The organism is Palaeococcus ferrophilus DSM 13482 (assembly GCF_000966265.1).
GTDB lineage: Archaea > Methanobacteriota_B > Thermococci > Thermococcales > Thermococcaceae > Palaeococcus > Palaeococcus ferrophilus.
The window spans coordinates 134,383-145,993 of the sequence record NZ_LANF01000011.1 but is presented as its reverse complement, the minus strand read 5'-3'; the positions used below and the strand labels follow the sequence as shown (position 1 = coordinate 145,993).

The 11,611-nt window shown below is 55.0% G+C and carries 12 protein-coding genes; 6 read left to right on the top strand and 6 right to left on the bottom strand.

Going from position 1 to position 11,611, the window contains the following annotated elements; all coding sequences use genetic code 11:
• On the bottom strand, positions 1-141 hold the full coding sequence (locus PFER_RS12155; protein WP_157255112.1) for a hypothetical protein: 141 nt from the start codon (positions 139-141) through the stop codon (positions 1-3).
• Between the two features lie 180 nt (positions 142-321).
• On the opposite strand from PFER_RS12155, the gene PFER_RS05875 reads away from it, so the two are divergent.
• The 4 genes from PFER_RS05875 to PFER_RS12535 are packed head-to-tail and all read left to right on the top strand — an operon-like array spanning position 322 to position 2,406.
• Positions 322-1,125 (top strand): ABC transporter permease, encoded by an 804-nt coding sequence (locus PFER_RS05875; protein WP_245612461.1) that lies wholly within the window; start codon positions 322-324, stop codon positions 1,123-1,125.
• Between the two features lie 10 nt (positions 1,126-1,135).
• Positions 1,136-1,411, top strand: coding sequence for a helix-turn-helix transcriptional regulator (locus tag PFER_RS05870; protein WP_048149803.1), 276 nt, complete (start codon positions 1,136-1,138; stop codon positions 1,409-1,411).
• Positions 1,412-1,840, top strand: coding sequence for an ATP-binding cassette domain-containing protein (locus PFER_RS12540; protein WP_281175703.1), 429 nt, complete (start codon positions 1,412-1,414; stop codon positions 1,838-1,840). It abuts the gene before it with no gap.
• 11 nt (positions 1,841-1,851) lie between these two features.
• A complete protein-coding gene (locus PFER_RS12535; RefSeq protein ID WP_281175702.1) occupies positions 1,852-2,406 on the top strand; it encodes an ATP-binding cassette domain-containing protein in 555 nt (184 codons plus the stop codon).
• Positions 2,407-2,457: 51 nt separating this feature from the next.
• On the opposite strand, the gene ppsA is transcribed toward PFER_RS12535, so the two are convergent.
• The 5 genes from ppsA to PFER_RS05840 form a co-directional block, all read right to left on the bottom strand.
• A complete protein-coding gene (gene ppsA, locus PFER_RS05860) occupies positions 2,458-4,809 on the bottom strand; it encodes a phosphoenolpyruvate synthase (protein WP_048149801.1) in 2,352 nt (783 codons plus the stop codon).
• A gap of 121 nt (positions 4,810-4,930) precedes the next feature.
• Positions 4,931-6,310, bottom strand: coding sequence for an ArnT family glycosyltransferase (locus tag PFER_RS05855; protein ID WP_048149800.1), 1,380 nt, complete (start codon positions 6,308-6,310; stop codon positions 4,931-4,933).
• Positions 6,294-7,355, bottom strand: a complete 1,062-nt coding sequence (locus tag PFER_RS05850; protein WP_048149798.1) for a hypothetical protein — start codon at positions 7,353-7,355, stop codon at positions 6,294-6,296. The genes PFER_RS05855 and PFER_RS05850 overlap by 17 nt, the downstream gene beginning before the upstream one ends.
• A complete protein-coding gene (locus PFER_RS05845; protein WP_048149796.1) occupies positions 7,348-8,322 on the bottom strand; it encodes a hypothetical protein in 975 nt (324 codons plus the stop codon). The genes PFER_RS05850 and PFER_RS05845 overlap by 8 nt, the downstream gene beginning before the upstream one ends.
• Positions 8,319-8,990: a TrmB family transcriptional regulator sugar-binding domain-containing protein gene (locus PFER_RS05840; protein ID WP_342666382.1), complete on the bottom strand. Its 672-nt coding sequence runs from the start codon at positions 8,988-8,990 to the stop codon at positions 8,319-8,321. Before PFER_RS05840 ends, PFER_RS05845 begins: the two co-directional genes overlap by 4 nt.
• 97 nt (positions 8,991-9,087) lie before the next feature.
• Between PFER_RS05840 and PFER_RS05835 the strand changes: the two genes are divergently transcribed.
• Positions 9,088-10,320: a 2,3-bisphosphoglycerate-independent phosphoglycerate mutase gene (locus tag PFER_RS05835; protein ID WP_048149788.1), complete on the top strand. Its 1,233-nt coding sequence runs from the start codon at positions 9,088-9,090 to the stop codon at positions 10,318-10,320.
• A gap of 61 nt (positions 10,321-10,381) precedes the next feature.
• Complete coding sequence (locus PFER_RS05830) at positions 10,382-11,533, top strand: M20 metallopeptidase family protein (protein ID WP_048149786.1); 1,152 nt, start codon at positions 10,382-10,384, stop codon at positions 11,531-11,533.
• The last annotated feature ends 78 nt before the right edge of the window (positions 11,534-11,611 follow it).

Below are 11,611 nucleotides of genomic sequence, written 5' to 3'. Positions count from 1 at the left end.
TCACTCCTCCTCTTCCATAAACATAATGGAATGCCCACAGGGTCTCTTTCCACATCTACCGCGTTCTATAATTATGTCACCTCCCAACTTTAATAGCTCGAACTCTCCTATCTTGAACATTTCTTCGACCTTAATGTCCATTGGAAGATCACCTCCTTCGAGTTTTTTGCATTTAATTCTCGTTGAAATAAGCCATAAGTTTTACTGTAACGGATTTATAAACAAGTGAAACAGGTTTATAAATTCATTGAAATCAATCTCTATAAAAATATAAAAGCAATGTTTATAAGTAATATGTGTATCTCATACCAGGGTGACAGGATGATCAGTACTCAGGGGATTAGGACGATCAGAGCGTTTGCTTTCATTCAGAGGGAGGCCTTTTTCTCAAGGCGCTTTGACTTAATCCTCCAGTTCATCAGCTTAGGCTTGAACATCCTCTTCATCGGAATTTTCGCAAAGCTCGTTACAATCAACGCTAACATTTCCCAGTACGGCACCGCAAACTACCTCGATTACCTCCTAATAGGCTCAATAATCCACAATCTCGTCTTCCTTCCAAGGGGCAGCACCTCCTCATTCGTCCTGGGAAGAGTTTTCCCTGTCCTCTACAATTCGCCCGCGTCGTTAATGGCTATTTTTGTGGGGGTGAACGCTTGGAGGATACTCTGGAATCTGGGGCTAACCCTTGTGATAACCCTCATCTACGTCTTCTTCTTTGGACTGAAGATCCACTTTAACTTGGGCGTCCTTGTCGTAATCTTGAGTGGTATTCTGCTTATTTTTGCCCTTGACCTGTTCTCGGCAGGCTTTAGGATCGCCACCAAGGCGAACCAGGATCCACTAAACTGGTTCTTCAACATAACTGCCCAACTCGTGAGCGGGCTCTACTTTCCGCCAAGTGCGCTCCCTGGATGGCTTCGGCCCTTATCAAAGATTCACCCAGAAACATACATCCTCCAGATGGGCAGGCTCACGATGGGTGCAGGCTACTCACTCTCTCAAATCCTGCCCAGCTTAATGAACATGGTGGCTGTGACCCTGGGAATGCTGGTTGTTGGCTATTTGGCTTTCCTCTGGGGATTTAACAAGGCTAAGCAACTTGGAACGCTGGGGCACGTATGAGGTGGTTCCTATGGAAGTGCAGATACTACAGGCAAAATTTGAGAATGGAATGATGACAATGCTCTTTGAAGTGAAAATTGGCCTGGAAGATCTCCAGAACCTCTCCCTTAATGACTCTGAGAAACAGGTTCTTGATGTCCTGTTGAGTAAGGGTGAATTGACCCAAAAGGAGCTTGGAGAAATGTTGGGAAGAGTAAACGCCTGCAGAATCATTAGAAGTCTTGAAAGCAAGGGATTAGTTGAAAGGGAGAGAAAGGGGAGAACATATGTAATCAGGGTGATATAAATGATAGAGGCTACGGGACTAACAAAGTACTATCCTCGTCTGATTAAGTCCCTGTTTGACTTGAAGAGCCTGAAGGATTTCTTTGGAAACCCCCGGGAAGAGATTCCAGCCCTGGTGGACATCACTTTTAAAGTCAAAGAGGACGAAATATACGGCCTTCTCGGTCCCAACGGTGCTGGGAAAACAACTCTGTGCAAGATAGCCAACGGTCTCGTGGTTCCAACCAGGGGCCATCTTTACATAGACGGGTACGATTCAATAGACGAGCACGATAAGATTAGAGGCAAGATCTTCACGATCTTTGGAGGAGATAGGGATCTCTTCGGCCTTTTCCACTGGAGGGTGAGTGTTGAGAAGAATCTTAGGTTTCTGGCTGAACTAGGGGAATTCCCCGTAGAGAAGCAGAGAAGAGGATCGATTATGCCTTGAAGCTTTTAAATTTGGAGAAGAAGCGGAAAGAATGGTATCAAAAGCTCTCAGCTGGTATGAGGCAGAAGGTTTATCTTGCTTTGCCTTTCATACTCCAGCCTCAAGTTCTCATTTTAGACGAACCCACAGTGTACGTGGACGTGTTCACCGGAAGGGAAATGTGGAGGACTATTCTGGAGCTTTCGAGGGATAGTAGGATAACGGTGCTTTTAACCACGCATAACTTGAGTGAGGCGGAGGTTTTATGTGACAGGGTTTTCCTTTTCAACAAGAAGAAAATAGTCGAAGGAAAGCCAAAAGAGATTATTGAAAAGACCGAGGTTCTCAAGGCTGAGGGAAAGATACTCGCCAAAATCAGGGGGAAGGTTAGCGTTGATGACTTCAATGGAATTGTTCAAAAAATCGACGTTCAGTATGATGATGAGTTCACATATCTTCAGCTTTATTTTAAAAACGAAAACTTGAAGGAAGTTCTGGCCCTGTTGTCCGGCTACAACGTGGTGGATGTCCAAACCTCTCGGGTGACGCTGGAGGATGCCTTCATGCACCTTTTCAAGAGCAATTAACTCGGAAAGAAATTCTTATTTTTAGAATAAAAATGTAGGGAAGAAAAGCCCTCACTCCTTGAGGGCCTTCCTGGCGGCCTCGAGCATCATCCTCTGCTCCTCGCGAGCAACAACCTTCCTGATGAGCTCGACTGCATCTGGGTTGGCGCTGAGGCTGTCAATGCCCATCCTCACGAGCTTCCTGGCCATCTTCGGGTCGCTTCCGGCCTGGCCGCAGATGCTGGTCTCGACGCCGTACTTCTTGGCGACCTTTATGACGTTCTCAATGAGCTTGAGAACGGCCGGGTGGGTCTCGTCGTAGAGCTTGAAGACGCGCTCGTTGTCCCTGTCTATGGCGAGGGTGTACTGGGTAAGGTCGTTGGTGCCGAAGCTGACGAAGTCAATGCCCTCCTTGCAGAGATCCTCGATGATAAGCGCTGAGGCCGGGGTCTCGATCATGACACCGAACTCGACGTCCTTGTGCGGGACGAGGCCGACCTCAAGGGCTATCTCCTTGGCCTTCCTGAGCTGCTCAACGTGGCTGACGAGCGGGAGCATGACACCGATGTTATCGTAGCCCTCATCGACGAGCCTCTTGATGGCCTTGAACTCGGCCTTGAGGAGCTCCGGCTGGTCGAGGCCTCTCCTGATGCCCCTCCATCCGAGCATCGGGTTCCTCTCTTCGGGCTCCTCCTCTCCGCCCGGAAGCTCGCGGAACTCGTTGGTCGGAGCGTCAAGGGTCCTGTACCAGACGCGCCTCGGGTAGAAGGCCTCGACGACGGTCCTGATGCCCTCAACGAGCTTCTCGACAAGCTCTTCCTCCTTGCCCTCCCTGATGAACTTGATCGGGTGGGCGCCGATGCCGAGGATCATGTGCTCTGCCCTGAGGAGTCCAACGCCGTCGGCGCCGGTGGCGGCTGCCCTCTCGGCAACCTCGGGCATTGAGACGTTGACCTTGACCTCGGTGGCGGTCATGAGCGGAGCACCGGCAACGACGACCTGGCCGGCGGCCTTCTCCTCTTCCTCCTTCTTAACGAGGCTCTTGACTATGCCCTCGTAGACGACACCCCTGGTACCGTCAACGGTGACGAGCATGCCGTCCTTGAGAACCTTGGTGGCCTCCTTGGTACCGACAACTGCCGGGATACCGAGCTCCCTGCTAACGATAGCGGCGTGGCAGGTTCTTCCGCCCTCGTCGGTAACGATAGCGGAAGCCCTCTTCATTGCCGGAACCATGTCCGGGTTGGTCATCGTAGTTACGAGGACGTCGCCCTCCTTGACCTTGTCTATCTCGTCGGCCTCGAAGATGACGACAACCTTACCGGCACCAACGCCGGGTGAAGCGCCAAGACCCTTGAGAAGGACGTTCATCTCCTCGGTCATTTCAGCCTCCTCCGTCTTAACCTCCTCCTTGAGGGTGGTGATCGGCCTGCTCTGGACGATGTAGAGCTTTCCATCGTCCTTGTCGTAGGCCCACTCAATGTCCTGCGGCCAGCCGTAGTGCTCCTCTATCTTGGCACCTATCTTAGCCACTTCAACGATCTGCTCCTCGGTGAGAACCTGCTTCTCAACGTACTCGGGGCCGAGGTGGTCGGCGACCTTGACGTAGACGGTGCCCTTGCCGGTCTCGGGGTTCCTGACGACCATGACCTCCTTCTTGGCGATGTACTTCTCCTTTATCTTCCAGGTGCCCTTCTCGACGATGTACTCGTCCGGGGAAACGCTGCCGCTGACGACGGCCTCACCGAGGCCCCAGGCAGCGTTGATCATGATCTCGCTCCTGTCGTTGGTGACCGGGTTGGCGGTGAACATAACACCGCTGGTCTCGCTGTTGACCATCTTCTGGACGACGGCTGAAAGGTAGACCTTGCTGTGGTCGAAGCCCTGCTTGGCCCTGTAGAAGGTAGCACGAGCGGTCCAGAGGCTGGCCCAGCACTTCTTGACTTTGTCTATGACGTCGTCAACGCCGTAAACGTCGAGGTAGGTCTCCTGCTGGCCGGCGAAGGAAGCCTCCGGGAGGTCCTCAGCGGTAGCAGATGAGCGGACGGCGACGTAAACGGCGTCCTTGTTAAAGCGCTCGCTGAGTCTCTTGTAAGCGTCCTCAATCTCTTTGGCGATCTCCGGGAGCATCGGGAGCTCGATAATCTTCTGCCTGATCTTGGCGGTGTTCTCCTGGAGCTGCTTTGAGTCATCAACGTTAGTCTCGGCGATAACACTCATGATCCAGTCCTGAAGGACGGTACCGTCCTCGAGCTTGACGTTCTCAACAAAGTACTTGTAGGCCTCAGCCGTAACACAGAATCCGGGTGGAACCGGGATTCCGGCGTTGGTCATCTCTCCGAGGTTGGCACCCTTTCCACCGACGAGGGGAACGTCGGTCTTCCTAAGGTCCTCAAACCACTTTATAAACTTGTATTCACTCATGGCACTCCCTCCGAAATTTAGTCTTAGAGTAACCGTGAGTGATATCCGGAGGTATATATTTAAAATTAACTGTCCACATGTGCGTTTTAATGTCCTCTTTATGCCAAATGGACAAATGTCTTCACTTTTCTCCTCGGGTTAAAATCACGTAAGGGCCGTATTTTGCCGTTGCAGTGTAGTTCCCTCTTTCTATGTATCTCCACAGGGGGTCCCCCTGCCGGTATATTACAACGTCGTAGTGGCCTTCCTCAAGGTTCCTCCTCATCTTGGGGTAGTTAACGAGCTGGTCAACCTCGGCTCCGGGGTAATAGAAGCCGGCGAGAGTGTAGAGGCGTCCCGAAACTATTATGGAATCGAAACTGTACTCCGAGGCCATCAAGACAACGCGGTTCTCTGTGAGCCATACCCTGTCCCACTGCTCCTCTTTGTAATTGATTCCCTCTCCGATGAAGGGAGCGAAGAGCAGCAAGACTATGCCCAGTGTGATTGCCCCCCTGAGCACATTCTCCCTCTCGTACTTCCCGGCATAGCGATGGATAAGACCCACTCCCATGGCCGAGAGAACCGCTATGGCCGGCGAGAGGAACGTTATGAAGCGCACCTCCTTATGGACAACAGTGAGTATCCCCATGAGCCCTATGAACCCCCAGCTCACGAGGAGCCAGCTGGAGTCGTCCTTTTTGAGGTCTATAAACCCGAGGAAAGTGAGGAGAACAAAACCCGGTGTCAGGGCGAGCATGACGTCCTTGAGGTAGTTGAAGGCCGAGCTAGGTCTGTCGAGGGTCACAACCTTTGAGGCCACCTCGAAGGGCTGGAAGGCGCCCCCGTAGTGGACGTGCCCCATGTAGAGCCATGGGAGAAGCATGAGGACGAATATGCCTGCCCCTATGTAGTACTCCTTCCATTTAAGCCACTCCCAATCGTCCACGAGCCACAGGTAGGCAAGCATCACCCCTACTATTGAAAGACCGGTGTAGCGGGTCAGTATTGCCAATGCGGCGGTGGCGAAGGCGAGGTATATGCGGCGCGGTTCCTCCTTTCTACCGGTGTAGAGGAGGTAGAGGGTGAGGGTGTAGAAGAAGGTGAACTGCGCGTGGACGAGGGCCCTGTTTGAGGTTGCGAAGGCCAGGGGGTTGAGGGCGTAGAACAGCGCCCCTGAGAGGGATTGCCACTCCCCCAGTCCGAGCTTCCTTGCGAAGCGGTAAACCAGCGCAGTTGTGAGGGCGTAGAAGAAAGAGGAGGTAAGGCGCGCGGCCATCAGGTGGTGCTCGTACGGCAGGAGGCGGTAGAGGACGGAGAGGGTGTAGGGGTACACGGGCGGGCGGTACATCATGTAGGTATTCCTGTATGTGAAGTTCCCAAGGCTGTGCGCCAGGTTTCGGGCGATGTCTATGTAGAGGGCCTCGTCGTAGGTCACGCTGAGCTTTTCGGGCATTGTGAGGGCGCTGAGGATGAAGGCGAAGAGGAATATGAGGGGGGATACTCTATCCTTCAGCTCCATTGCCATACCTCCTTACTCCGAAGTACGCCGCCCCCATCAGGACGCCGAAGTTCAGGGGGTCTATGCCGGTTTCGAGGGCAACGATGAGAAAGGCCACCGCCAGGGCGCCGAGGGTGGGGGAGCGGTCCGCGTCCCTGAGGGCTATCCCGAGGAAGAGCCCCTCGAAGAGGCCGAGTAAACCGAGGTCGTAGGCGGGCTGCCCGAAGAGAGTGTAGGTGTAGTTGGCGCTCCTTCCGAAGAGGGAAGCGACGAGCTCACGCCCCGTGGGGTTTAAAATGAGGGCATGACCGCCAAAGGGGAAGCCGAGGGAGAAAAGACGCTCGTAGACCCTGTAGGAGAAGCCTGCCCTGTAGAGGATGCTCCTGATGAAGTCGAGGTGCCACACGGGGTAAACGCTTTTTGTCACGTAGAACCTCGCAAGGAAGCCGAGGAGGACGAGGGGGGTACCAATATAGAGGGCGCGCTTGAGTTCCCGTTTCCCGCCCCTAAGGAGGTACGCGAGGAATACGAGAAGGACGTTGGTGCGGAACGTTGAGGTCAGGGCCATTCCCTCCCCGAGCAGGAAAATTGGCAGGCTTGGTCTGTAAGCGACGAGGAGGGCGGCTATCGCCGCCGATGCCTGGTAGAGGTCTTTGAGCTCTGAATAGCGCGTTTCCGGACGAATAATGGGGATTACTCCCCTATACGCGGCCGTCAGGGGTAGCACCACCATGGCGAGTATCCCGAGTACGTAGAGGTTTCCCCTGGCCCTCTCGTCGAGCATTGGGGAAAGTTCCCCTCCGAGCACGATGGCGATTCCAACGAGGGCCCCAATCGGACCTGCGGCAATTCCCACAACGGTCAGGCCCGCGATGAGGTAGAGGTAGGTCCTTCTTTTATCACTTAGTTCCATAGAATAGCCGACGTACACAACCATCATGAACATTAGGGCGTAGGCCAGCGCCGGCAGGTTTAGGGGGCCGAGGAGTTCCGGGAGGATAAGCTTGCCAGTTAGGGCGAGTAGGAGGTATGTAAGGCCGAGGACAAAGAAGACTCCGCTACGCAACCCTCACCACCCTGTACTTTCCTCTAAGGACCACGTAGAAGCCGGCGAGGTAAAATAGGTACACTGGCAGGTCGAGTATTCCCGTTTCAACCCCGACCAACGCGTACGCGAGAGTGGTGTAGTAGAGCACTCTGTTTTCAAGCTCCCTGGCCGTGCCGATTACTCCAAAGTAAAGGCCGAGGAGTAGGGCCTCTATGACGGAGAATAGTCCGAAGTCGAGGTACATTCCCCCCATGAGCGTGGAGGTTATTGAAACCCCTGTGTTGATGTAGAGGAAGCGGGCGGTGAGGTAGCGTGGTGAGAAGCCCCCGATTACGTATGACCTAATTCCAGCCCACTGGAGCGCTCCGTGATAGAAGCCGTGCCACGGCGCGCGTGTCACGATCACATCGAGCACCGACGTCGTTGCCTGCACCCTCACGAGCTGTGAGGAGAGGGCGTCGCCCCTTAAAACGGCCAGCCCGAAGAACGCCGTCCCGAGGAGGGCCCCGAAAATCGCGATGTGCCGCATTCCGACCCTCCTCTCCTCGAGGTATGCGCTCCCCAGGGCGAGGAGGGAGACCATCACGGGTGTCCTGTATGCGTAGAGGGCCACCAGAATGGGGTACGTGAGGGAGTACTTTTTCCCGCGCAGGAAGAGGTAAACGCTCGAGGGGACACCGAGAAGGTAGGTGAGCGCGGTCAGGCGGGAGTTGAGGAGGGCCTTTGCAGAGGGGTGGATGAGCGGCACGTCCCTTATCATTGCCAGCTGGAGGAGGATAAGCAGGAGGGAGAGTACGAACGCCCCCCTGAAGTGCTCTTCCCTCAAGCCAAGGGGCTTTTCGAGCCACCTGACATTCTCTCCCCTGGCGACCCCGTAGGCAAAGGCGAGGGAGAAGAGAGCTCCGATAACGAGAGTTTTGTAATTCGCCCCTCCGGCGGCTATGAACGCCATGAAGAGCGCCGGCACCGCCAGGGAGAGCCTCATTGTTCCCTCACCTCAATGAGACGGAGGTTGAGGTTCTGCTCCTCGGAGTTCACGTAGAGGGTGCCGTACATGTAAACTTCCCTGTCCCCGAGGTACTCCTCGAGCATGCTCAGGGGCACCATTCCAGTGGAGAGGACAACACCATCTCCAAGGGACTGTTTGAGGTCTATGGAACCGTAGGTGAGGTAGTCAACGCTGTACTTGAGCTTTCCAAAATCCACCGCGTTGAAGCCGCCCTTAACGTATATCAAACCCGAAAAGCGCTCCGAGTAGGAGGGCACGATGTAGGGTTTTATGGCATCCTCGAAGGGACCCTCTATGGGGGGGAGCTCGTAGACGAAGACCTTTCCCCTGGCCTGAACCTCTATGTGGCGTGCTTTCACGTCCTCCAGCCTGGCGGAGGGGCCGCCGATGGATATCCTCTTCCCGCCCTTGACGATGTAGATGGTGGAGCCGTAAACCGAGAACATCTCACCGGTGATGATGGTCCCGTTCACGTCCTCAACGGTGACCGTAACGTTGAATCCCTTCCTCACGAGATGGTATGCTTTGTTGGCGGCCTCGTATATCTCCCCACCCTCGTAGTGCTTCATATACGCGTTTATTCCCGCACCGATGATCGCGATGATGATTATGAGCGCGTAAACCCTCCTGTCCACGCTTACCACCGAGATGCGTTAGGGGACGAAATTAATAAAGCTTTCGTTTTGGACCCGTAAAACGCAGGTTTAAATATCCCTCCCGAGAACTTCCGTGGGTGATATCATGAAAAGGAAGGGGATATTCATACTCGCCGACGGTCTCGGTGACAGGCCCGTTAAGGAGCTCAACGGGAAGACCCCGCTGGAGTACGCGAACACCCCAAATCTCGACAGATTAGCAAAGATGGGCATATGCGGCCTTCAGGACCCGATATCCCCGGGTCAGCCCGCGGGAAGCGACACCGCTCACCTCTCGCTCCTCGGCTACGACCCCTACAAGACCTACCGCGGCAGGGGTTACTACGAGGCCCTCGGGGCGGGAATAGAGGTCACTGAAGATGACATAGCCTTTCGCGTTAACTTCGCAACCATCGAGAACGGGGTAATAACCGACCGCAGGGCGGGAAGGATAGCTACCGAAGAGGCCCACGAGCTCGCGAAGGCCATCCAGGAGCAGGTGAAGCTCCCGGTTGACTTCGTCTTCAAAGGGGCCACCTCTCACCGCGCCGTTTTGGTGCTGAGGGACCTCGCGAAGGGCTACCGCGTCGGGGAGAACGACCCCCACGTCGAGGGTAAAGAGCCCCACCCATTCGAGTACGGGGACGAGGCGAGCAAAAAGACGGCTGAAATCCTTGAGGAGTTCGTGAAGAAGGCCCACGAGGTTCTTGAGAGGCACCCCATAAACGAGCGCAGGAGGAAGGAGGGCAAGCCGGTGGCGAACTACCTTCTCGTGAGGGGGGCGGGGGTTGCGCCCGACATCCCGGCGAAGTTCCCGCAGCAGTGGAGGCTCAAAGCCGGCGCCATAGTTGCGGTGGCCCTCGTTGGTGGTGTCCTCAAGGCGGTGGGATTTGATGTGATCCCCGTGGAGGGCATAACCGGTGAGTACGACACGGACGAGATGGCGAAGGCCAGGGCGGCGGTGAAGGCCCTCGAGGAGTACGATTTCCTCTTCGTCCACTTCAAGCCCACCGACGCTGCCGGTCACGACGGGAACGCCATGAGGAAGGTGGAGATGATAGAGAAGCTCGACAGGATGGTCGGCTACATCCTCGACAACGTTGACCTCGAGAGGACGGTTATACTGCTCACAGGAGACCACAGCACGCCGATAGAGGTAAAGAACCACAGTGGCGATCCCGTCCCTGTCGTCATAGCGGGCGGAGGCGTTAGGACCGACGACGTTGAGGCCATTGGCGAGAGGCCCTGCGCGAAGGGTGGCCTCGGAAGGGTGAGGGGCAAGTACCTCGTGCCCATAATGATGGACCTCATGGGCAGGGCCGAGAAGTACGGGGCATAAGCCCGTTCAAATGCTCGAAAAGTTAATATCCCTCTTTTTTCAACCCTCTTTGGTGGAATGCATGAATCCAATTCTCGAGGCCAAGAAGATTGAAGAGCTGATAGTTTCGTGGAGAAGGGACTTCCACATGCACCCCGAGCTCAAGTACGAGGAGGAGAGGACCTCCAGAATCGTCGAGGAGCACCTCCTCAAGTGGGGCTACTCAATAAAGCGCGTTGGAACAGGCATAATTGCCGACATCGGCGAGGGAGAGAAAACGATAGCCCTGCGCGCCGACATGGACGCCCTCCCAGTTCAGGAAGAGAATGACATCCCCTACAAGTCCAGAATTCCCGGGAAGATGCACGCCTGCGGCCACGATGCCCACACGGCCATGCTTCTCGGCGCAGCGAAGATAATAGCGGAGCACGAAGGGGAGCTCGAAGGAAGGGTTAGGTTGATCTTCCAGCCGGCGGAAGAGGGCGGAAACGGCGCGGTCAAGATGATAGAGGGGGGAGCCCTCGAAGGGGTTGACGCGATATTCGGCTTCCACGTATGGCACGAACTGCCGAGCGGAATCATAGGCATCAGGGAAGGACCGTTTCTTGCCGGTGCCGGCTTCTTTGAGGCGAAGGTTCTGGGAAAGGGCGGCCACGGAGCCTCGCCGCACGAGACCGTTGACCCAATCCCCATAGCGGCCGAGACGGTTCTGGCACTCCAGACGGTGGTGAGCAGGAACATCAACCCGATAGAGACAGGGGTCGTCAGCGTCACCGCCATACACGGGGGGACGACCTTCAACGTCATTCCCGAGGAAGTGGAGATGGAGGGCACGTTCCGCTACTACCAGCCAGAGATTGGGGAGCTGATAAAGAGGAGAATGGCTGAGATAATAGAGGGAATCGCCAAGACCCACGGGGCAGAGGCAGAGTTTAACATAAACGACCTCGTCCCTCCGACGATAAACGACCCGAAGATGGCGGACTTCGCGAGAAGCGTCGCTGAGAAGTACGGCCTCAAGCACGGCGACGTTGCCATGTCAATGGGGGCGGAGGATTTTGCCTACTACCTCCAGAGGGTTCCCGGGGCGTTTCTAACCCTCGGGATATACAACGAGGAGAAGGGGATAATCTATCCACACCATCACCCGAAGTTCGACGTGGACGAGGAGGTTCTCTACCTGGGAACCGCGATGGAAGTGGCCCTGGCTGCGGAGTTTTCAAGGTTAACATGAACTTTTTGTAATTTCTCTGAATTTTTCGTTACTTTTTTAAGAAGTTTTGATACCTTGTTAGAGAAACATCCACTATTT

What these genes read in the sequence shown, in the direction of transcription:
- PFER_RS12155 (WP_157255112.1), bottom strand. Translation starts at nt 141, where the DNA reads ATGGACATTAAGGTCGAAGAAATGTTCAAGATAGGAGAGTTCGAGCTA.
- PFER_RS05875 (WP_245612461.1), top strand. Translation starts at nt 322, where the DNA reads ATGATCAGTACTCAGGGGATTAGGACGATCAGAGCGTTTGCTTTCATT.
- PFER_RS05870 (WP_048149803.1), top strand. Translation starts at nt 1,136, where the DNA reads ATGGAAGTGCAGATACTACAGGCAAAATTTGAGAATGGAATGATGACA.
- PFER_RS12540 (WP_281175703.1), top strand. Translation starts at nt 1,412, where the DNA reads ATGATAGAGGCTACGGGACTAACAAAGTACTATCCTCGTCTGATTAAG.
- ppsA (WP_048149801.1), bottom strand. Translation starts at nt 4,809, where the DNA reads ATGAGTGAATACAAGTTTATAAAGTGGTTTGAGGACCTTAGGAAGACC.
- PFER_RS05855 (WP_048149800.1), bottom strand. Translation starts at nt 6,310, where the DNA reads ATGGAGCTGAAGGATAGAGTATCCCCCCTCATATTCCTCTTCGCCTTC.
- PFER_RS05845 (WP_048149796.1), bottom strand. Translation starts at nt 8,322, where the DNA reads ATGAGGCTCTCCCTGGCGGTGCCGGCGCTCTTCATGGCGTTCATAGCC.
- PFER_RS05835 (WP_048149788.1), top strand. Translation starts at nt 9,088, where the DNA reads ATGAAAAGGAAGGGGATATTCATACTCGCCGACGGTCTCGGTGACAGG.
- PFER_RS05830 (WP_048149786.1), top strand. Translation starts at nt 10,382, where the DNA reads ATGAATCCAATTCTCGAGGCCAAGAAGATTGAAGAGCTGATAGTTTCG.